Here is a 19,847-nt window from a genome sequence, read left to right on the forward strand (position 1 = left end):
TAGCATGTAGACAAATCCTTGCATCTCACGCCGAAAGAAGACAAAGGGCTAAAAAGATCATTTTAGCTCTTTTGAATGGCTTCTTTTAACTGTTTCTGAAAAGATTTCGACTGTTTTTGATTCAGTTCATAAAACGTTCCATCAACTAAAAAAACGACTTGTGATCGGTTGGTCCAAAGCTGAAAGGTGGTGCCGTTTGTTCGTCCGAACATCACTTTGGCGATATAATCGGGCTTTTTTAAATTTTTCTTGAGATGATTGCTTGTTTGTCTGCCTTTATTTAATTCTTCAATTAGATCTTCTGCTGTGTCCTTATCATCTATTTCATACGAGATGGCTTCATTCGCTGGCGAGAGCAGCAATTTTTCTGCTCGATTCTCATCAAAGATTTCGCTCGTCCGGCTGAACACATAAAAGAAGGTGATGAATAAAAGTCCCAAAATCACAACTCCTGCAAGGATTTTCTTCATTTTGATCCTCCAACTCACTGTTATACATGTAGCTTCTCCGATTTTTAAGTCGCATAATCATTTTTTTCGCGAAAGCTTTTTCAGATGGGGCATGCTATGATGGAGCCACATGAGACAGGTTCTAAACGAAAAAAAGAGTGATTAGAATAGAGAGAGGAATGGAAAGGAGGCTGACCTGTGCGAGTACGTAAATGGGTAGCTCTTGCAACGGTAGCATACATATTGTACGGTCTTTTTATTTATTCATATTTGTTTCTAATGGGGGATTCATCGGTACCTGAAAGTGTAAAAGGGACAAGTGCAGATCCGCATACTTTTATGACAAGTCATGAGCTTGCGATCAGCGAGAATTTCTCGAACATACGGAACCTGCTGTATTTCATAACCATCCCATTAGATTGGTATGTCTTTTTCCTTTTGCTCATTTCAGGGTTTTCACGGAAAATAGCAGACTGGAGCCTGTCAGCAGCTCGTTTCACGTTTTTAAGCAAACTTGTGTACGTGTTTGTGCTGTCGCTTCTAACAATGCTCATTTCATTCCCAATGAAGTGGATTGGCTATCAGCTGTCTTTGCACTACGGAGTATCTGCACAAAGTACGGCAAGTTGGTTGAAAGATCAAACACTGGATTTTTGGATTCAATATCCGCTCCTTGCCCTTTGTGCAATTGTGTTTTTTTGGCTGATTCAAAAGAGAAGAAAACGCTGGTGGCTGTATGCGTGGTGTTTGACAGTCCCAGTTACGCTGTTTCTCTTCTTTATACAGCCGGTCGTCATTGATCCGTTATATAACAATTTTTATCCACTAAAGGATCAAGCGCTTGAGAAGAAGATATTAACGCTTGCAGACAAAGCGCATATTCCGGCAGATCATGTGTATGAGGTCAATATGTCTGAGAAAACGAACACGATGAACGCTTATGTCACAGGAATTGGTGAAAATAAGCGTATTGTCTTATGGGACACAACACTGCAAAAGCTGAAAGACCGCGAAATTTTATTTATCATGGCGCATGAAATGGGACATTACGTCATGAAACATGTTTATATTGGATTAGCAGGATATTTAGTGCTGTCATTGGCCGGATTATTTGCGATCGATCGTCTTTATTTTTATCTTTATCAAAAAGGGGCAGCCACATTTCGTCTGAAGGTGTCACACGACATTGCTGCTCTTCCGCTTCTTTTAATCATCGTATCGATGCTGTCATTTGCAGCTTCACCTTTTACAAATGCAGTGTCAAGGCATCAAGAACGGGCAGCCGATGAATATGCGGTGAACATGACAAAAGACGGGGAGGCGGGCGTAACGTCTTTTCAAAAACTTGCAAAATCAGGATTGTCCCAGGTGAATCCACCGTTTCTAGTGAAGATTTTCCGTTATGGACACCCAACCATGATGGAGAGAATCATGGATATGGAAAAAGCGGCGGAAAAAGAGAAGCCGCCTAAAAAGCAGTAATAAATAAAATCCGGCTGGATCAGCCGGATTTTTTTTATCACACTTGGTTAGTTAGAAGCCGCTTGAACGTTGATTAACCCTTTTCCATAATAGAATGAGTCACCAAGCGGTGTCGCTGTATTTTCTAAGCGCTGGCGAACCTGTGAATTTGTTAGGTTCGGGTTTTTAGAAAGAATAAGCGCTGCTGCTCCTGCTACATGAGGAGACGCCATAGATGTTCCAGTATAAGAAGTGTATCCACTGCTTGGCACTGTACTTAAAATAGAAGTACCAGGTGCAGAAACATCTAATTCAGGACCTGCGCTAGAAGATGAGTTTCTGACATTGTTACTGTTTACATTGGCAACAGCAATTGTAGAATCGTATTTTGCTGGATAGCCAACTGTACTGCTAGAGCCGCTAGAGCCAGAATTACCTGCGGCTGCCACAACAACGACTCCACGGTTATTCGCTGTATCGACGGCATTTTTAAGCGCAGTTGAACCGCTTGGTCCGCCTAAGCTCATATTGATGACATCCATATTATTGGCTACAGCCCATTCAATACCGCTAATAATCCAGCTGTATTGTCCGTCGCCATAACGGTCTAATACTTTTACAGCATATAGGGAAGCGCTTGGAGCGACCCCGAGTACACCAATTGTGTTATCAAGGGCAGCAATGGTTCCAGCTACGTGAGTTCCATGTGATTGAAAGTCTTGGGTGGCATTTGGCTCTGAAGGGACGAAGCTCGCACCGCCTGCAACATTTAAATCAGGGTGTGCAGCGTGGATTCCAGTATCAAGGACAGCTACTTTGACATTAGCACCTTTATAACCTTGAGCGTGTACAGCTGGAGCTTTGATTTGAGGGATTCCATAAGGGACGGTTTGTGCATATGCTTCTGCTTTATGGTCTTCTTCTACGTAAGCAATGCTAGGGTCATGTTCAAGTTTTTTGGCGGCTTGTTCGGACATTTTCACTTGTGCAGCATTAATGAGGCGGTATTGTTTTTCTAGTTTTCCACCATTTTGAATGACAGCTTGTTTCTTAGAGCTGTTTGTGGTGGCAGAGGCTTTAAAACCAACAATATAGCTTTTTTCACTATCTGTTTTGGAGACCGTCTCGGCATTTGCCATGGATCCTCCAAACCCTGCTGAAAACAGAAGAGGGACAGCCAATAAAACACTTGTCATCACATTTTTCTTTTTCACGCACATTCCACATCCCTTTTTTCTTATTTCAGAATAATCATCCGTAGTCTAATAGAATGATCCGTTTGATTATTCTGTATATTCAGTTTAAGGGAAGTAGGCAAATAAGAGTAGACCTGAATTTTTGTGAAAGTCCTAGCGAAAATTGGGGAATTAAGTCACTTGGAACTGGTGGTAAAATATGTTTATTCTATCATTTCAGCGATGATCTATTAAAAAGGGAGTGTGCTTTTTTTCTCATGATCCATTTCCGGTTAAATATTCGATACCCGAAAAGCCATAAAATAGGTAGAATTGTCTAGCATCTATTTCGAATTTCGATATAAAAAAATATTATTTTATCATTGTTTTTGTCATAAAAAAGAACCTGCTAAGATAACAGGCTCTTTAAGAAGGGGTGGATTGAGTTAAATGGCTGACCACATTGTAATCACGAACCTTCCATTTACCATCTGACCATTCCACATAATTTAAGCAAGCATTGACAAGTCTCGTGTTCTGTAGACCCATATGTTCATCAGCCAAAGTGGTGAGTAAAGCATGGATAGCAGCGCCGTGAGCTACGATCAGGACATGTTGATCAGGATAGGCGGCTCTGACTTTCTCAATACCTTCTAACATTCGGTTTTGAATCGTCTCAAGTGGTTCCATATTTGGATACTGTTTATCTGGAAACAGCTTTGAACGTTCCTCAAACGACATGCCTTCAGCGTCACCGTAATCTCGTTCAATGAAATCATCCATGATGACAAGTGGGGCATGGACATGATTTAAAATCAAGTGTGCCGTTTCTTTTGCCCTTGTTAGTGGACTGGAAATGACAACATCCCAATGGACATCCTTTAAGTAAAGTCCAGTTTGTTCAGCCTGCCATTTACCTTTGTCGTTTAAAGGGATATCTGTTCGTCCTTGAATTCGTTTCGCTGCATTCCAATCTGTTTCCCCGTGTCTGACTAGGCAAATTGTTGTCAATCAAATCCCGCCTTTTCTATCTTTTCTTCTATTATACTAAAGCAGAAGAAAAAAGGCTGTATTAGCGATTTGTCAGGCTAGTTAAGGATTCGACGGAGCTTGCGACTTGAGACACCGTTTGTTTGACTTCCTTCAATTCGTTAAGGAAGGTCTGAAGGTCAATTTCAATTTTTCCGTTTTGGTTTTTGCTTAAGTTCATGCTGCTGACGATATCATCAAAGAGTGAATTGATTTGAGTCATTTTTTCTTTACTGTCTGTCACAAGTAAGTTCACGTCCGCAATATGCTGGGACACAATGGCGATTTGTGAATTGGTATTGTTAACGAGTTCAGATACAGTTGAAACCGTTTTCTTTGTGTCCTCTGATAATTTGCGCACCTCGTTTGCAACGACAGCAAAGCCTTTTCCGTGTTCACCTGCTCGTGCAGATTCGATTGAGGCATTTAAAGATAACAAGTTCGTCTGCTCTGCAATACCTGTAACGATCCCAAAGATTTGTTCAATTTGTTTAGCGATTTCTTCAAGGCGCTTAATTTCTGTTTCAATCTTTGTCATGCTGCCGTCAATTTGATTCATTTGTGTTTGCTGAATTTCTAATTCTTTTTTACCGCCGATTGATTTTTCTTCAACCTGTGCTGAAATTTGTGTTCCAGCTTGTGACATGTCCGCCATCTCATCCGATTTTGAGACAAGCTTGTCAACTGCACTTGTTGTGTTTGAGAAGAGAGAAGCAAGCGAATTTGAAGTTTCCGTGATTTTTGTATGAAGCTCCTGCTGCTGCTCTTCTGCTTCATCACGAATTTTAGAATATTCATTTTGGAATGTATCTAGGACAAGCTGCTGCTCTAAATTTAAAATTTTCGTTGTCGCTTTGACTGCTGTCTGATATTCTTTGAAATCTTGGATATGGTTAGCGAATAAATCCATAATTGATAGCAGAAGGTCTTGGAATGCGGCCATGTACCATTTAGGCTGGAGTCCAATCCGTAAATGAACTTGAGCAATTTTAATGCGTTTTGCCACATAGTTTTCGTCAATCACACCTGCAAACATTTCGCTAATATGAATGCGGAGTGTTTTTTTCAAACGATCGACAGAACTATTGTCTTGAATGATATGCATCAAGGAAGACTCGACTTCTAAATTTTTATAAAATTTATCAACGATATGTGCAATATCATCCTGAACAATTGAATTGAGCTGCTTTAATATCAATAGGTCATGCTGCGTCAGGTCGATCATTTTGATTTGTTTAGCGATGTCCGTATTGTTCGAGAAATTGATTCGTTTTATCCCATCATCCTGCTCTGTGAAAAAAGCAGTGTTTTTTCTTTTCGGTTCTTTTTTAAATAACAATTTGTTTGTCCCCCCATAATCATCACAAATATCAGACTTTATGTTTTTTATCGGATAATATTGGATTTTTTAAAGGGGAAGAGTGAAATTTTACTGTTCTTTATACGACCTTTTTAGTGGTTTTTTAGCAGGGCCTTCTACTACTTCTCCAGTAATAGAAAAACGTGAACCGTGACACGGGCAATCCCAAGTGCGGTCACTATTATTCCAAGCGACTTCGCAGCCTAGATGAGTACACGTGGTATCGACAAGAAAGACATTTCCATCCTCTGATTTATAGGCGCCGCACTTTTTATGTTCATACGAGATAATGCCGCCCTCGCCTGGTTGTAAATCATCGATTGTTTGATCAGTTCGTTTGAATTTACCACTGATCAGCTTGGCAGCGACATTGGTATTTTCTTTTATGAAATCTTTGACGAAAGAGTCAGTAACAGGTCTTGATGGCGTAAAAATTGATTCGTATGGATTCGATTTTCCTTCAATTAAATCACCGATAAGAGTAGCAGCTACGTGGCTTGTGGTCATGCCCCATTTTCTAAAGCCGGTCGCAACAAAGATATTCTGGTGGTGTTTGGTCAGGCGGCCAATGTAAGGGATTTGATCCATTGTGACCATATCGTGTGTCGACCAGCGATACAGCACTTCTTCAATTCCAAGGGTGGCGTCTCCAAACGTTTCTAGTCCTTCATAGTGAGCGGATTCATCTCCGCCTTGTCCTGTTTTATGACCTTCTCCTCCGATGAGGACAACTTCCTCGCCGTGCCATTCTGCCGTTCTTAAAGAGTGAGCAGGCTGATCAATTCCGAGGTACATCCCGTCTGGGAGAGGCTTCGTCGTTTTGGCTGCTACGACATAGGATTGTTCTGGATGAATTCGGGTGAAGTAAAGTCCTTTCCCATCATAAAAAGGAAAGTGTGAGCATGAAATGATGTAGCGCCCTGTCAGATGATGTCCGTTTTTTGTGACGACAGCAGGCCGGTTCCCTTCTTTTACATCAACAGCGGTTGTTTGTTCAAAGATCCGTACACCTCGCTCGAGGAGCTTGTCAATTAGCGCATTGAGATAATGAAGGGGATGAAACTGTGCCTGATTCGTCATCGCAAGGGCTGCTTTGATGTCAGCGTCAAAAGGAAGCTCTGTTTTCCATTCCCGGTCAATACCAAGCTGTTTGTAGGCATCTAATTCCTTCTTTAACTTTTTTACACCGCTTTCTTCCTTTGTATAAAGGTACGCATCTTTTATCTCTAGCTGACAATCGATGTCGTGCTCTTTGATACGAGCTTGAATGAGGTCTTTTGCTTTTTCGTTTGCTTCTACATACAAACGTGCTTTTGGCATGCCAATCTGCTGTATCAGCTCATAATAGTACACATCATGCTGTGAGGTGATTTTAGCCGTTGTGTGTCCGGTCGTGCCTTGCAGCAATTGTTCGGCATCAATGATGATCACATCTAATCCTCGCTCTGTCATTTCAAAGGCCGCAGCGATACCGGTAATACCGCCGCCGACAATGATCACATCTGCTGTGAGATCTTCATTGACAGAAGAAAAAGAATGCTTCCGGCTGTCCGACAGCCATAACGATTTTGCCTCTTCCATTCCTTTATGTTCTTGTTCCATGTTGTCGCCTCCACTTAACTTGTTGTGTATAATTTTTCCACAATGATGAAAATCATACATCTGTAATGAAACAAGGGCGTCATACATAAAAAAGGAGCCAGCACATAAAAATAAACAAGATAAAAGGAAGGAGTGGACTAACGTGTCAACAAAGCAGCCGAAGAAAACATTGCCGCCTCAGCACCAAAATGAACGTCCTGGTCTTGAATATAAAATGAACCCTAGACCTGTCTTTGATCGTGAGGTGCAGGATAAAAAGTTAGCAGGAAAAACAGCCATTGTGACAGGTGGAGACAGCGGGATCGGTAGAGCAGTCTCTGTCTTATTTGCGAAGGAAGGTGCCAATGTCGCCATTGTGTACCTAAGTGAACATCGCGATGCCGAAGAGACAAAGGACTATATTGAGAAAGCGGGAGGCCGTGTCATCTTAATTGCAGGTGATTTAGGGGATGAGGCTTTTTCAAATGAGGTCGTCAAAAAAACAAAAGATGCATTTGGTTCCATTGATATTTTGGTGAATAACGCCGGGGAACAGCATCCGCAAAAAAGCATTGAGCAAATTACCTCACATCAGCTTCTTCGGACGTTTCAAACGAATATTTTTGCCATGTTTTATTTAACAAAGGCTGTTCTTCCTCATTTAAAAAAAGGAAGCAGTATTATTAATACAGCATCTGTCACCGCCTATAAAGGGCATGAAACATTGATCGATTATTCATCTACAAAAGGGGCGGTCGTGACATTTACGAGATCATTATCCTTATCGCTCATTAAACAAGGGATTAGAGTGAATGGGGTAGCACCGGGTCCCATTTGGACACCGCTGATTCCATCAACCTTTACGGAAAAAGAAGTCTCTGAATTTGGCGGGGATGTCCCAATGGAGCGTCCTGGTGAGCCAGTAGAGCTTGCACCGAGTTATTTATTTTTAGCAAGTGAAGATTCATCTTATATGAATGGACAAATGCTCCATGTGAATGGCGGAACCATTTTAAATGGATAAACAAAAAACTTGCGGTAAAGAGACAAGTTGCTGTCTCTCTGCCGCAAGTAAAATCATCATGATTGATGTAAGCAGTGTTCTGCATATTGAGCTGACAAGTCATTGAATCGCTTTTCATCACGCTGATCCAGTGCCTTATCAATCTCTTCTCTTAGGAAGGTTAAGCGCTGTTTATAAAGCGCCTCATCTAAAACCATTTGAATATAGATGTCTAAAATGGTGACGCCGTTTTCTTCGGTTTTTTGGGTGTTGCGGGACTTCATGAGCTCAGCATACGTTTTTTTCTCTTTCATAAAGAATCCCCCCGATGCCTTTTTTATAGTATATGGATTGGCGGAGAAAAAATCAACAAGAATTTATAATTTTTAGACAATTTATTTTTGAGCAGAATCGACATCACTTGTCCAATCGACAGAATGTGATATATCTTTAAAAAAAGCTTTTCGATAGATCGAATGGACTAAAAAATATGATAAAAAGATGATTTTTAATAAATTTTGAAAAAATCCTGTCGTTTCTTATATGTTGGTGATAGATTAATAGTATCTTAAATAACCAAATATTAACACAGGAGGAAATGAAGTGTCAGGAATTAGTGAAACACCTTTAGATTCATACGTCATTAATCAAACAACAATGGCGGTCCTTTCAGTTGAAGAAGGAAAAAGAGTATATTCAAAAGTCATCGAAAGAGAGACAAGCTTTTATGTTGAATTAAAGCCCCTGCAAATTATTGAACGCAGCTGCAGATTCTTCGGCTCAAGCTATGCAGGCAGAAAGGCGGGAACATACGAAGTAACAGGAATTTCTCACAAACCCCCAATTGTGATTGACTCATCCAACCATCTGTATTTCTTCCCAACCTATTCATCCAACCGTCCTCAGTGCGGCTGGATCTCCCACAAATACATTCATACCTTCCAGGAATCATCCCTCGGAGACACGGTGGTCACCTTTACAAATGAGCAAACCATCAAACTTGATGTCTCATATAAATCATTTGAGAGTCAGGTGCACCGAACAGCATATCTCCGAACGAAATTTCAAGATCGTCTTGATGGAGGTCTTCCTAAGAAACAAGAATTTATGCTGTATCCAAAGGAACAACAGCTCAATCTCGTTTACGATTTTATATTAAGGGAGCTTCGTAACAGATATTAATCAAAAGCCAGCGGCAGAGCAGCCGCTGGACCTCTTATCTCATATGGACTTCATGCAATGCAAAAAGGGGAACATCTATCATAAAGATGAATTCATTGAAACCAAATACGTATGTCTCGTCGTCTATTGGTTGTATTGGGAAATGACAGGGAAATGTGAATCCTTAGACGTATTTTCATCTATTTATTCATAAATCACAGAAGTGACACGAGCTTGTCTGTTACAATAAAAGAAATCATTTCTTGCGAAGTATTTTTATGTAGTAAAGGATGCTTATATTTGACCGATATGAACGAATGGGATGAAGAAATGGAGGCTCTGTATGAAAAAACAATCACATTTGGTGCTGCTATTTATCCTAACAGTGACATTACTAGCAGCCTGTCAGCAAGCAGGTCAATCGCCTTCAAAACAAGACGCAAAAGAAGCTGCTTATGAACAATGGGTTCAATCTTATATGGATGAGTTAAATGAATCATATGAAAAGATGACCGATCAGTTTATCTCAGATGGACATGGAAAAATTCAAACAAATAAAAAATTGACAGAAGCGACGAAAGCATTTGATCGTGTGATTCAAAAAGGGCTTGATCATCAAGAGGTTCCAGCCGCTTATCAAAAGGCCGATCAACAATTAAAGACGGGCCTGGCTTCATTTGAAAAAGGGGTTAGTAAGGTGGAGAAGCTCTTGAAGCATCCCGATCAAGAAAAGCTGTTTATATCCGCTACCCATCATTTTCAGGATGGCTTGCAGCAGACAGCCGCATTTATTGAAGAAGTAGGTCAGATTCAGCAATCATCCTAAAAAAGCTTGGAAGGTTTACTTCCAGGCTTTTTAGATGTGCAGTATTTTCTTTAAACGGCGAACGCCCTCTTGAATCATACTTTCGTCCGTACAGGCGAATCCTAGCAGTAATCCTTTTCGATTGCTTTCAAAACAATAAGGACTTAATGGATAAATGCCAACGCCAGCTGCTTTTGCTGCTTCAATGCTTCCTTTTTCATCAAAGTCTGGTGTTCCTTCTAAAAAGACATGAAGGCCCGTATCGGTTCCATAGATACGGAAGTGTTTGTCAAATTGATGTGCGAGAAGGGCTTCCATCATGGCCGCCTGTCTTTTTTTATACAGCTGTCTCATTCGCCTGACATACCGCGTGAATTCTCCTTCTTTGAAAAAAGAAGCGAGTGTGATTTGTTCCATAATGGGCAGCTGTCTTTGAATGAGTGATTGCAGTGCGGCAATTTCTTTTATGACTGCTTTGGTACCGATAATGGCAGCAAGCCGGATGCCAGGCGCCAGCACCTTTGAGAAGCTTAAGATGTAAATCACATGCTCGGGTGCTTCTGAAAATAGGGAAGGGAGCGGCCCGCCATGGTAACGATAATCTCCATCAAAATCATCCTCTAATATATAAGACTGATGGCTGACAGCAAACTTTAGCAGCTGCTGCCTTCTGTTTACACTCATACATACTCCAGTTGGACGCTGATGGGAGGGCGTCACAGCAATCAGTTTTGTTCGCTGGGGCAATGTATTCACCATCATTCCTTCTTCATCAACTGGTGCGGGGTGAATGTTCATTTCGCGATGCATAAACGACAGCCTTGCCCCAGGAAAACCTGGATCTTCAACAGCTACTGTATCCCCTTTTTTAAGCAATACCTGTGAAATCAAATCAATGGCTTGCTGGGTGCCACCTGTTAACACCATCTGATCTTCTTCTACTTCAATCCCGCGCTCAACAGATAAATATTGGCGTATTTCTGAACGCACTTCCCATAATCCATGCGGGGAGGAATAGCCCCAATTCTTCATATCTAATCGCTGTAATGCTTTCATGAGGGAGCGTTTCCATATGTTTTGAAAGTGTTCATCGATCGCCGGTTCCTGATGACGAAAATCAATATCGAGCTTCTCATGAAAATGATTGGCTGACAGCCAATGGTCCATTTGTTTTTCGGCTTCTTCAAAGTGAGGTCTTATCGGAGGTGGGAAAGGCGGTTCACTTTGATGGGGAGGGGAAGCTGTATATTGATCACTTGAAATGACCTTTGTACCGCCTCTCCTAGATGTGCTGACGTAGCCTCTTGCCAGCAGCTCATCGTAGGCAAGCTGAACGGTTGATCTTGATACATTAAGCTCCTGTGCGAGCACTCTTGTCGGTGTTAACTGATCGTCGGGATGCAGTTTTTGTGAATGAATTTTTTGAATGATCTCATTCACGATTTGCTGCCAGAGCGGGGTAGCGCTTGAACGGTCTAAATGAATATACATCGTGCACCTTCTCTCGTTTTCACATCATAAGATGATGATGGCACGGAATTATGGACTGGTCAATAGTGCCGTTTTTGGATGTAGGAAGTAAGCCAAATGGTGTGTACACTGTTCTCATATGTAATGATATAGAGGAGAGAGTCAAATGATCCCAGCATCCAAAGAAGAAACGGCACACTTATCCATCATCCCGTTTATTTTCGTTTTACTTGGTCTTTTTATGATTACGATTGCTGTGAATCTGCAAGTGCCCCTTTATACGGCATATGCAGAACAAGCAGGGTACGGAAAGGCGGCAACAGCACTTGTATTTGCCGCGTATGTCTTCGGTCTCATTCCAGTTTTGCTTTTTCTTGGCGGTATTTCTGACCGGGCTGGACGCAAACCGATTTTATTGGTTGCGCTTAGCTTTTCGTTATGTGCCACCTTGTTGATGATTGTACATCCTTCCATACAGATGCTTTTTGCTGCCCGGCTGCTGCAAGGTGTCGGTCTTGGTCTTAGTGTTGGAACATGCACCGCATATTTGATTGCTTTATATCCTGAGAAATCAAGCTGGATTCCAACTTTTATTGCATTATGCAGTTCGGTTGGATTTGGGGGCGGTGCTCTTTTTACGGCACTTCTTTCTTTTCAGCGTGTGTCTCTCACGCCGCTTAGCTATTGGATTGTGCTGGCCTTTTTGTTCTTAACTATTGTGGGTGTCTTCTTTTTCGTGCCGCCTGTCCAAGGAGATTCAAGTAAACCGATGATGAACATGCCAAGATTTCCAAAAGGAACAATGCCGGCGAATGCAGCCATTGCTATCGCGTGGTCGGTGTGCGGCCTTGTCATTTCAATTTTGCCAGCACAGCTTAAATTAAATGGTTATGAATTGTGGGTAGGACCGGCGCTCTTTTTGATTAATATGGCAGGTGTCCTGATGCAGCCCTTTGTGCGCAAGATGAATAGCAGCACAGCGCTTCTTTTGGGGTTTATCTGTCTTCCATGCGGATATGGCCTCTTGCTATACGGTGCAAACAGCGAATCTATCTTCCTTTTGCTTGCTGGAACGATGCTGGCGGGTACTGCCTGCTATGGATTTACTTATTTAGGTGGACTTCAGCTCATTGTTGAGCGGGGGAAAAAAGAGGCGGCTAGAGCCGTTGCAGGGTATTACTTGTTTGCTTATTTAGGTCTTGGTATTCCAAGTGTGTTTGTTGGCCTCTTCGCTGATATTTACGGTACTCAGCTCGTATTAATCCTCTTTTTCTTGCTCGTTTTGGCTGCCTGCCTCATTCTATTCATCTCAGGTGTCAGACAGAAACAAAAGTAAGGTGTCGATCTTTCTCTTTCTCCTCCAATTCGTTTAAAATATAGAGAGGAGAGGGGAAGATGAACATGAAAAAAGTGCAGCTGGACGGCGCAGTGTGCAGGTCGCAAGAAGAGCTTCATGATCAGCTAAAAACCGTTTTACACCTTTCTGATTATTACGGGAAAAACCTTGATGCTCTTTGGGACTGTTTAACAGGAGAGGTGGATCTTCCAGTAGAACTGACATGGGTGAATTTTCAAACGAGCAAAGACGCTCTTGGCGATTATGCTGAGAGCTTGCGTCAGTTATTTCAAGAAGCAGAAGAAGAACTGAAGGGACAATTTCAATTTGATATTCAATCATGATGGAAAAAGCAGCCGCTGCCGCAGGCTGTTTTTTGATTTTGATTTGTAAATAGGTGAGCTGTCTGATGTTTAAGATTGTGGATTCATAAAAATATGTTGTATGAAGGAAACTTTCATCAAAATATGTTATAGTGGGACCTACATTGATAGACTAAGATAGAGTGAGGGTTCGGAAAGGATGAAGGAAAAAACAAGATCAAAAAGAAGACTGAGACCTTGGGTAAAAGCCGTGCTGTTTATCATGGCATTTGTCATGGTGATGGCAGTGTCCGTGACTGGATACGCATATTATAAAATTTCAAAAGCGTCGAATAAGGCGCAAGTATCATTAGAAAGAGGAGACACCTCGCAAAAGCGTGTAAAAGCGTTTGATCCAGGAAAAGACAGCTTTTCGGTGCTGCTGCTTGGAATTGACAGCCGTCCAGGTGAAACGGTAGACGAAGCAAGAAGTGATGCGGTCTTACTGGCGGCGGTGAACCGAACAGACAAAACCATTAAGCTTCTCAGTATTCCTCGTGATTCTTATGTGGATATACCGGGAAGAGGATATGATAAAATTGCTCACGCCCATGCGTTTGGGAGTGCAGATTTGTCAGTCAAAACGGTCGAAAACTTGTTGAACATTCCTGTAGACTATGTGATTTCAGGTAACTTTAAGGCATTTCAAGACATTGTGGATGAGCTAAACGGAATTGATGTAACGATTGAAGATGAAAGCATCGTAAAACAGATGGAAAAGGATTCAAAAGGAAAAGTTCAAGTACAGACAGGCACTCATAGACTGAATGGCGAAGAAGCTCTAGCCTTTGTGAGAACGAGAAAAGCAGACAGTGATCTCATGCGCGGAAAGCGCCAAATGGAAGCACTTCAAGCCATCTTTGAAAAATCTAAATCGATTTCTTCGATCCCGTCATACGACAACATCATTGATACGCTTGGTGATAATGTCTCAACCAATCTTTCCATGAAACAGTTCATCGGTCTTTTTCCATTACTGAGCTCATTGAAATCAGTAGATACCATTCAGCTAAAGGGACATGATTATCAGCCTGGGAATGTGTATTATTTTGAGTTAGATGGACCAGGATTAAACGAAGTGAGAACAGAGCTGAGAAAACAGCTTGAATTATCATAAATAAGTAGGAGCCTGCCGCCGCGGCAGGCTTTTTTTGCATGTGTAACGCGCAACATTTCAGCCTATAGTTCATTTGTTTGTTGGAGAAAATATCGAGTCAGCAGTTCCTCTACCCGGTGACGTATACGCGGATTAAAGTATTTATGCTTTTCTTCATAGCCATTTATGATAAATAGATACGTTGTAAATCCCTCATCGTGTTCAATTTGCTGTACTTTCATACTTTCTTTACGTAAATGCTGCTTCAGTTCATAAAGTGCTTTCTGTGCTTCCTTTAACACAGAGGTCACAAGCTGAATGTATGGTTCATTTAATTTAAATGTTTGATGTTGTTTTAAGTGTGTCAGATCACGATTGAGGATGGAGATGACCATAGGAAGAAAGATGGCCTGTTCCATCATTTGAAGCTGTACTCTTGATAGTCTCGTCATGTCCAAGCCTGCTTTCTTTATAAATAGAACAAATGTTCTTGTTTATTATATCGAATGAGTCAAAAAATCTCAAGGGGGGCGAGTGGGATTTATTTGTATATTTTTATGTTTTCCATGTAAAATGAAATGTAGACAAACCTTGAAGGAGTCAAACAAGTTGACATCATTTCTTTCTCTATTTACTCATGAAAATATCACATCATTTTTTGAAAGCTACAAGGCCTTTGGACCAATTGTCGCTATATTGCTTCCTCTGATTGAAGCATTTCTTCCTTTTTTACCACTCGTGGCGTTTGCGGTGGCAAATGCAAATGCATTCGGCCTTTGGGAAGGCTTTTTATTAACCTGGATCGGTGCAAGTGCAGGTTCTATTCTTGTCTTTTTACTGATCAGAAAATTTGGACAGATGAGAATGCTGAACTTTATTAGCAGACACCCTTCCATTAAGAAATTAATGCTTTGGGTAGAGAAACGGGGATTTGGTCCGTTATTTATTTTACTCTGCTTTCCTTTTACACCTTCTGCTGCCGTCAATGTGGTCGCAGGTTTATCAAGAATTAGCATGTGGCAATTTTCATTAGCTGCTTTAGCTGGTAAGTGTGTTATGCTCTTTATCATTAGTTTTATTGGTTATGACCTTTCTGCTTTAGTAAAGAATCCGTTAAGAAGTGTTTTTGCGGTTCTAGTTATCATTTTATTATGGTATGTTGGAAAGAGAGTAGAAAATAGGTTGAACATTCGAATGAGCAAGCGTGAGGACAAAGGAGGCTCTTAATGAAAAAGAAGCCATTGCTATGGTTGATGATTATTACATGCATCGTCTTATTGTTCCAGGTAAAGAATTTCATGTTTGTGAAGTATAAAGTAGAAGGGGTTAGTATGGACCCCACATTTACAGATGGAACAGAATTATTAATCAACAAGTTCTCGCCAAAACTCACGAAAATTAGCCGGTTTGATTATGTGTTATTTCACGGACCAAAAAATCAAATTTTGATCAAACGGGTCATTGGGCTCCCGGGAGAATCGATCAAGTATGTCGATGATCAGCTATTTGTGGATGGTGCAAAATGGAAAGAACCCTATTTAAAAGAGCAGAAAAAACATAAAATGGGGAATGTCCTGACAGGGGATTTTCAGCTGAAAGCCATCACAGGACATGATAAAATCAAAAAAAACCATTACTTCGTGATCGGAGATAACCGAATACATAGCTTTGACAGCCGGCATTTTGGAACGATTTCAAAAGATCAAGTAGTTGGTGTCAAAAGAAATCAGGATGAATAAAAAAGAGGCGCTCTGCACATGCAAAGCGTCTCTCTTTTTTATTTAGCGGCTTTATATTCGGGATGTCTTTTTGCCCAGACATGATGTAAGAATCGAAAAAAAGGTGGCAGCATAGCAATGACAAGAATGATTCTAACGACTTGTACAGCTACTACAAAGGTTGAGTCCTCATGGAGTGTAACTGCTGTTGTTGCCATTTCTGCAATACCGCCAGGCGAAAAGGCAAGAATGGCTGTAATGACAGAAATCCCTGTGACCTCAGCAATGGCAATTGAACTGAGAACCGTTGCAGCAATCAATCCAGCTGAGCTGACGACTGCTACAATTAACGTGTTTTTTAGTCCGACAAACATCTGTTTATTCATTTTTGAACCGATGGTTGCACCTAGAAATACCTGTGATGCGATATTCGCTTGTGCTGGCCAATAAGGAATCAAATCATGACCTATGAGCGCACCTGCACCTACTTGAAGAGCAGCAACTCCTAACATGCTGCCAATCAGCCAAGGGGCAGGGAAATGAAGACGAACCGCTAGGCGTGACATAAGCCAGGCACCTAAAATAAGTGCAGCAGTCCACGAGATGTTTGACAGGGTGAAAACACCGGATGAAAAGGCGCTCCCTTGAATGCCTGCAGCTGCATCCGCTGGATTTTTTGTATTTAAATAGAACACCGTAAAAGGGATGGTGAGTACCACCATTAATACACGTGTTGTTTGTACGAGACTGACAACGGCTGTATTTGCTCCAACCTCTTGGGCAATCCCTGGCATAGCAGATAAACCGCCTGGTGCTGTGCCGACAAAGCTGGTCAGCATATCTGTTTTACTCAGCTTCCATAAGGCAAAGCCAGAGAGCATCGCCAGTAGAATAGAAAAAACGAGCATGAAACTCACAGGGAGCCAATGTTCAGCGAAAATATGAAGAACTTTCATGTTCATTTTTTGTCCGAGTTCGATTCCGAGAATAAATTGACCAAGGAGTAGCCATCTGCTGTGAATACGCAAGGTGTTGTTTCCTTTACGCTGAAACAGGGTGGGACGTCGCATGGCAATAAATGCAGCTGTGATTAATGTACCGATCATCCAGCCAATAGACATTCCTGTTAAAGACAAAAGAAAACCACCTAAACCGCTTATTGCGATCAAAATGAGATCGGTTCGAAGGCTGTTTCCTTGTTTCATCACATGTAAACCTTCTTCCTGTAATTTTGTTCAGTAAGTGAAATGTTGTTATCTTCACTATAATACAAAAGTCTCTATAAATAAAATACGAATTTTTTTACCATTTTCATAAGATTAACTTATCAAGAACCTGACAGCTTCTTAATAAAAGTGAAGATATAATTTTTACCAAAAACAAAAACAAATATACAACGATTTTCCCCTATTTTTGTTATCAGTTGACTATCATTTTCAATTACACTACAATCCTTAGTGTGAGGTGATAACATGAAAATTCCTTCTTTTAAATATAATGAAAAGGGATTGAATCGTTTTTTCGGTCCTTTAGAGGGAAGAATTATGGAGATCCTTTATCAAGGTGAGGATATGCCGATTAAAGAAGTGCAGCAGAAGCTGTCAGATGAAAAGCCGATTAATTTCAACACGGTGATGACTGTGCTGAACCGCTTAACCGAAAAGGGAATTGTGGAGAAGAAAACAAAAGGGCGTTCATCTATTTATAACCCCATTTTAACAAAAGAAGAATTTCTAAATGAGCAGACAAAATGGATTACGCAAGGTCTGATGGACGATTTTGGTCCACTGGCAGTGAATCATATGGTGGATGCAATTGAAAGTGCTGACCCTGAATTACTCAAAGTGCTTGAAGCAAGGCTGGCATCCAAAAAAGAGGAGCAGCAAAATGAATAAAATGAAATCGAGCCTGCTATTTTTAGGCGGTATATTGATTGGTTTAACGATTTTTTATCAGATGGGGTATTACGTGCTTTCAAGCTTTTTTGGCTGGAATCAAGCATATAATCTCATTCATGTATGCCAATCTGTTCTCGAATTCTATGGATTCACTCCTTTGAAATATTTTCTAGATGCTTTAGTGCTCTATACACTGGGATTTGCGATTTTCTATATGACGAAGCAAATCAAAACGTACATTCAATTCAAGCAAAATCTCATGCTTGCAGTCAATCACGAGTCGACCGAATCTTTATCTGAGAAATATGCAAACGACATCGTTGTGTTTCATTGTCATGAACCGCTTGCTTTTGCCATGGGGATGCTTCACCCAAAGGTTTACCTATCAACGTCTCTCATGGACATGCTGGATGAAGAGGAGATTGACGCTGTTGTTCATCATGAATTGCACCACAAATACAGCTATGATCCTTTAAAGGCCTTCACATTCTCAATGCTCACAAAAGTTATTTGGTACATTCCAGTGTTAAAGCATATGAGACAAAGCTATTCCGTTTTTCGTGAAGTGATCGCAGATGACTATGCGATTCGGCAGACAGGCACTGAGCTTGGAGTAGGGCAAGCCCTTTTGAAACTCATTAAAAAGAGAACTCAGTTTCAAAAACAAACGAAGTTTGCGGTATCCTTTGGAGATCGGGCATTGAATTTAAGAATACAAAAGATCTTAAATCCAACATACAATATTCCTTTCAATGTACCCATCATTCCCATTGTCACATCAACCATTCTCATGGTGGTCTTAATGATTATGCTTAATCTAAATTACTAATTTTTTTTACTTATTAACATTACATTATGTAGTGTAAAAACAGGAGGAAATCACTATATGAAAACGAATCAAGAAATAGGAACACTTTTCGTGCGTGTTATTTTAGGTTTGATCTTCTTTCTACACGGACTTCAGGCATATCAAGGAGGTCTGGGAGGAACAGCGGCATTCTTTGGACAAATCGGTATACCGGAATTTATGGCTTATATTGTGAAGACAATTGAACTGGTCGGTGGTATCGCCTTGATTTTAGGTCTAGGAACACGTATTTTCGCAGCGCTATTTGTACCAATTATGGCTGTGGCGATTATGACGGTTGGTTTTTCTAAAGGATTTGTTGGCGGTTATGAATTTGAACTATCACTGCTTGTCATGGCGCTTTATTTAACACTTAGCGGCAGTAAGATGCTGTCCATTGATGGGCTGCTAAAACATCAGCAGCAAAGCAATGAAGCAAAATTTCATTAAACGATCATGAAAAAAACTCCTTCTGCTATGTGTGGCAGAGGAGTTTTTTTATTTATCAAATTGTTGTTTTCACGTTTGAAAAAGGGAAAGAGATGAGAGGTTTGCTGAAATAGTCCTTTATTTTATAGATTGAATGAACAAAAAGACGATTTCATTTTTTGACGGAACATACGATCTCCTATTAAAATAGGACTATCTAAGACACATGGTGCGTTAAAAGATATAAAAACCATACAGCATGCTGCTGTTCATCTTGAGCAATACGTTTCATCAGCTCTTTTGTTCCTTGATCCCGGACATAATCTGATACCGTTAAGTAAAAATCGACCGTTCTTTGTTCATCTTTAAATGCGAAAAGAAGCCCTTCTCTAAATTGATCTGGACAAGGTTCTGTTACGCTTGGTTTGTGGTTTTTACCTGTTAAAGAATAATATAGCTTTGTAAATAGTTGATAGTGTCTGACTTCATCCTGGCGTATTTCTTGAATGATTTTTTTTGCTTCAGGAGTTTTTGCTCTTTGGGCAAGTTTTTCGTAGCATTGGATCGCAGAATATTCACCATTGATCGCTTTTTCAAGGTCAGAAATGATCCTTGTGTTTTGGCGCATGTCATATGGCGAGTAGTCATAATAACCGTAATACATGAT

At 40.7% G+C, this 19,847-nt stretch carries 22 protein-coding genes; 12 read left to right on the forward strand and 10 right to left on the reverse strand.

Annotation, left to right across the window (positions count from 1 at the left end; translation table 11 throughout):
* Positions 1–62: 62 nt before the first annotated feature.
* Positions 63–470, reverse strand: a complete 408-nt coding sequence (locus tag MHI46_RS05195) for a hypothetical protein (RefSeq protein ID WP_039177616.1) — start codon at positions 468–470, stop codon at positions 63–65.
* Between the two features lie 177 nt (positions 471–647).
* On the opposite strand from MHI46_RS05195, the gene MHI46_RS05200 reads away from it, so the two are divergent.
* A complete protein-coding gene (locus tag MHI46_RS05200) occupies positions 648–1,931 on the forward strand; it encodes a M48 family metallopeptidase (RefSeq protein ID WP_064498263.1) in 1,284 nt (427 codons plus the stop codon).
* Between the two features lie 47 nt (positions 1,932–1,978).
* Here the strand turns inward: MHI46_RS05200 and MHI46_RS05205 are convergent, their stop codons facing one another.
* The 4 genes from MHI46_RS05205 to MHI46_RS05220 all read right to left on the reverse strand — a co-directional run bounded on the left by MHI46_RS05205 (position 1,979) and on the right by MHI46_RS05220 (position 7,076).
* A complete protein-coding gene (locus MHI46_RS05205; protein WP_047202379.1) occupies positions 1,979–3,124 on the reverse strand; it encodes a S8 family peptidase in 1,146 nt (381 codons plus the stop codon).
* 387 nt (positions 3,125–3,511) lie between these two features.
* On the reverse strand, positions 3,512–4,096 hold the full coding sequence (locus MHI46_RS05210; RefSeq protein WP_059376272.1) for a histidine phosphatase family protein: 585 nt from the start codon (positions 4,094–4,096) through the stop codon (positions 3,512–3,514).
* Positions 4,097–4,157: 61 nt separating this feature from the next.
* Positions 4,158–5,453 carry a globin-coupled sensor protein gene (locus MHI46_RS05215; RefSeq protein WP_039177621.1) on the reverse strand — a complete coding sequence of 432 codons (1,296 nt, stop codon included), beginning with the start codon at positions 5,451–5,453 and terminating at the stop codon, positions 4,158–4,160.
* 90 nt (positions 5,454–5,543) lie between these two features.
* Positions 5,544–7,076: an FAD-dependent oxidoreductase gene (locus MHI46_RS05220; protein ID WP_099663119.1), complete on the reverse strand. Its 1,533-nt coding sequence runs from the start codon at positions 7,074–7,076 to the stop codon at positions 5,544–5,546.
* 142 nt (positions 7,077–7,218) lie between these two features.
* Between MHI46_RS05220 and MHI46_RS05225 the strand changes: the two genes are divergently transcribed.
* A complete protein-coding gene (locus MHI46_RS05225; protein ID WP_024425480.1) occupies positions 7,219–8,079 on the forward strand; it encodes an SDR family oxidoreductase in 861 nt (286 codons plus the stop codon).
* A 56-nt stretch (positions 8,080–8,135) separates the two neighbouring features.
* Here the strand turns inward: MHI46_RS05225 and MHI46_RS05230 are convergent, their stop codons facing one another.
* Positions 8,136–8,372 carry an IDEAL domain-containing protein gene (locus MHI46_RS05230; protein ID WP_008348804.1) on the reverse strand — a complete coding sequence of 79 codons (237 nt, stop codon included), beginning with the start codon at positions 8,370–8,372 and terminating at the stop codon, positions 8,136–8,138.
* Positions 8,373–8,661: 289 nt separating this feature from the next.
* Here MHI46_RS05230 and MHI46_RS05235 point away from each other — a divergent pair, with 289 nt between their 5' ends.
* Positions 8,662–9,240 carry a competence protein ComK gene (locus tag MHI46_RS05235; protein ID WP_039177625.1) on the forward strand — a complete coding sequence of 193 codons (579 nt, stop codon included), beginning with the start codon at positions 8,662–8,664 and terminating at the stop codon, positions 9,238–9,240.
* Between the two features lie 322 nt (positions 9,241–9,562).
* On the forward strand, positions 9,563–10,045 hold the full coding sequence (locus tag MHI46_RS05240; RefSeq protein WP_039177626.1) for a hypothetical protein: 483 nt from the start codon (positions 9,563–9,565) through the stop codon (positions 10,043–10,045).
* Between the two features lie 30 nt (positions 10,046–10,075).
* On the opposite strand, the gene MHI46_RS05245 is transcribed toward MHI46_RS05240, so the two are convergent.
* The gene (locus tag MHI46_RS05245) at positions 10,076–11,515 is read right to left on the reverse strand and encodes a PLP-dependent aminotransferase family protein (protein ID WP_342503145.1); all 1,440 of its coding nucleotides are present in this window, start codon (positions 11,513–11,515) and stop codon (positions 10,076–10,078) included.
* Positions 11,516–11,660: 145 nt separating this feature from the next.
* Between MHI46_RS05245 and MHI46_RS05250 the strand changes: the two genes are divergently transcribed.
* From MHI46_RS05250 to MHI46_RS05260, 3 genes are all read left to right on the forward strand, one after another.
* Entirely contained in the window at positions 11,661–12,830 is a 1,170-nt protein-coding gene (locus MHI46_RS05250) for an MFS transporter (protein WP_342503146.1), read from the forward strand.
* A 65-nt stretch (positions 12,831–12,895) separates the two neighbouring features.
* Positions 12,896–13,174: a barstar family protein gene (locus tag MHI46_RS05255; protein ID WP_342503243.1), complete on the forward strand. Its 279-nt coding sequence runs from the start codon at positions 12,896–12,898 to the stop codon at positions 13,172–13,174.
* Between the two features lie 178 nt (positions 13,175–13,352).
* Positions 13,353–14,309 (forward strand): LCP family protein, encoded by a 957-nt coding sequence (locus MHI46_RS05260; protein WP_039177632.1) that lies wholly within the window; start codon positions 13,353–13,355, stop codon positions 14,307–14,309.
* A gap of 62 nt (positions 14,310–14,371) precedes the next feature.
* Here MHI46_RS05260 and MHI46_RS05265 read toward each other — a convergent pair whose 3' ends face one another.
* Positions 14,372–14,740 carry a hypothetical protein gene (locus MHI46_RS05265; RefSeq protein ID WP_059374641.1) on the reverse strand — a complete coding sequence of 123 codons (369 nt, stop codon included), beginning with the start codon at positions 14,738–14,740 and terminating at the stop codon, positions 14,372–14,374.
* A 157-nt stretch (positions 14,741–14,897) separates the two neighbouring features.
* On the opposite strand from MHI46_RS05265, the gene MHI46_RS05270 reads away from it, so the two are divergent.
* Positions 14,898–15,515, forward strand: coding sequence for a TVP38/TMEM64 family protein (locus MHI46_RS05270; RefSeq protein ID WP_342503147.1), 618 nt, complete (start codon positions 14,898–14,900; stop codon positions 15,513–15,515).
* Positions 15,515–16,027: a signal peptidase I gene (gene lepB / locus MHI46_RS05275; RefSeq protein WP_039177636.1), complete on the forward strand. Its 513-nt coding sequence runs from the start codon at positions 15,515–15,517 to the stop codon at positions 16,025–16,027. The genes MHI46_RS05270 and lepB overlap by 1 nt, the downstream gene beginning before the upstream one ends.
* Positions 16,028–16,065: 38 nt before the next feature.
* Here lepB and MHI46_RS05280 read toward each other — a convergent pair whose 3' ends face one another.
* Complete coding sequence (locus MHI46_RS05280) at positions 16,066–17,211, reverse strand: AbrB family transcriptional regulator (protein ID WP_058838811.1); 1,146 nt, start codon at positions 17,209–17,211, stop codon at positions 16,066–16,068.
* A 267-nt stretch (positions 17,212–17,478) separates the two neighbouring features.
* Between MHI46_RS05280 and MHI46_RS05285 the strand changes: the two genes are divergently transcribed.
* The 3 genes from MHI46_RS05285 to MHI46_RS05295 are packed head-to-tail and all read left to right on the forward strand — an operon-like array spanning position 17,479 to position 19,201.
* Positions 17,479–17,901, forward strand: coding sequence for a BlaI/MecI/CopY family transcriptional regulator (locus MHI46_RS05285; protein WP_024425495.1), 423 nt, complete (start codon positions 17,479–17,481; stop codon positions 17,899–17,901).
* Positions 17,894–18,733 carry a M56 family metallopeptidase gene (locus MHI46_RS05290; protein ID WP_039177640.1) on the forward strand — a complete coding sequence of 280 codons (840 nt, stop codon included), beginning with the start codon at positions 17,894–17,896 and terminating at the stop codon, positions 18,731–18,733. Before MHI46_RS05285 ends, MHI46_RS05290 begins: the two co-directional genes overlap by 8 nt.
* A 57-nt stretch (positions 18,734–18,790) precedes the next feature.
* Complete coding sequence (locus MHI46_RS05295) at positions 18,791–19,201, forward strand: DoxX family protein (RefSeq protein WP_039177642.1); 411 nt, start codon at positions 18,791–18,793, stop codon at positions 19,199–19,201.
* 196 nt (positions 19,202–19,397) lie between these two features.
* Here the strand turns inward: MHI46_RS05295 and MHI46_RS05300 are convergent, their stop codons facing one another.
* Positions 19,398–19,844, reverse strand: coding sequence for a ferritin-like domain-containing protein (locus MHI46_RS05300; protein ID WP_039177646.1), 447 nt, complete (start codon positions 19,842–19,844; stop codon positions 19,398–19,400).
* Between the last annotated feature and the right edge of the window lie 3 nt (positions 19,845–19,847).

Origin of the sequence: Bacillus sp. FSL K6-1000 (assembly GCF_038630785.1) — a bacterium.
In the GTDB taxonomy this organism is placed as follows: domain Bacteria; phylum Bacillota; class Bacilli; order Bacillales; family Bacillaceae; genus Bacillus; species Bacillus safensis.

Coding starts and splice junctions, on each gene's coding strand:
- MHI46_RS05255 (WP_342503243.1), top strand. CDS start 12,896: ATGAAAAAAGTGCAGCTGGACGGCGCAGTGTGCAGGTCGCAAGAAGAG.
- MHI46_RS05250 (WP_342503146.1), top strand. CDS start 11,661: ATGATCCCAGCATCCAAAGAAGAAACGGCACACTTATCCATCATCCCG.
- MHI46_RS05195 (WP_039177616.1), bottom strand. CDS start 470: ATGAAGAAAATCCTTGCAGGAGTTGTGATTTTGGGACTTTTATTCATC.
- MHI46_RS05230 (WP_008348804.1), bottom strand. CDS start 8,372: ATGAAAGAGAAAAAAACGTATGCTGAGCTCATGAAGTCCCGCAACACC.
- MHI46_RS05220 (WP_099663119.1), bottom strand. CDS start 7,076: ATGGAACAAGAACATAAAGGAATGGAAGAGGCAAAATCGTTATGGCTG.
- lepB (WP_039177636.1), top strand. CDS start 15,515: ATGAAAAAGAAGCCATTGCTATGGTTGATGATTATTACATGCATCGTC.
- MHI46_RS05240 (WP_039177626.1), top strand. CDS start 9,563: ATGAAAAAACAATCACATTTGGTGCTGCTATTTATCCTAACAGTGACA.
- MHI46_RS05285 (WP_024425495.1), top strand. CDS start 17,479: ATGAAAATTCCTTCTTTTAAATATAATGAAAAGGGATTGAATCGTTTT.
- MHI46_RS05260 (WP_039177632.1), top strand. CDS start 13,353: ATGAAGGAAAAAACAAGATCAAAAAGAAGACTGAGACCTTGGGTAAAA.
- MHI46_RS05265 (WP_059374641.1), bottom strand. CDS start 14,740: ATGACGAGACTATCAAGAGTACAGCTTCAAATGATGGAACAGGCCATC.
- MHI46_RS05245 (WP_342503145.1), bottom strand. CDS start 11,515: ATGTATATTCATTTAGACCGTTCAAGCGCTACCCCGCTCTGGCAGCAA.
- MHI46_RS05300 (WP_039177646.1), bottom strand. CDS start 19,844: ATGTATTACGGTTATTATGACTACTCGCCATATGACATGCGCCAAAAC.
- MHI46_RS05280 (WP_058838811.1), bottom strand. CDS start 17,211: ATGAAACAAGGAAACAGCCTTCGAACCGATCTCATTTTGATCGCAATA.
- MHI46_RS05290 (WP_039177640.1), top strand. CDS start 17,894: ATGAATAAAATGAAATCGAGCCTGCTATTTTTAGGCGGTATATTGATT.
- MHI46_RS05295 (WP_039177642.1), top strand. CDS start 18,791: ATGAAAACGAATCAAGAAATAGGAACACTTTTCGTGCGTGTTATTTTA.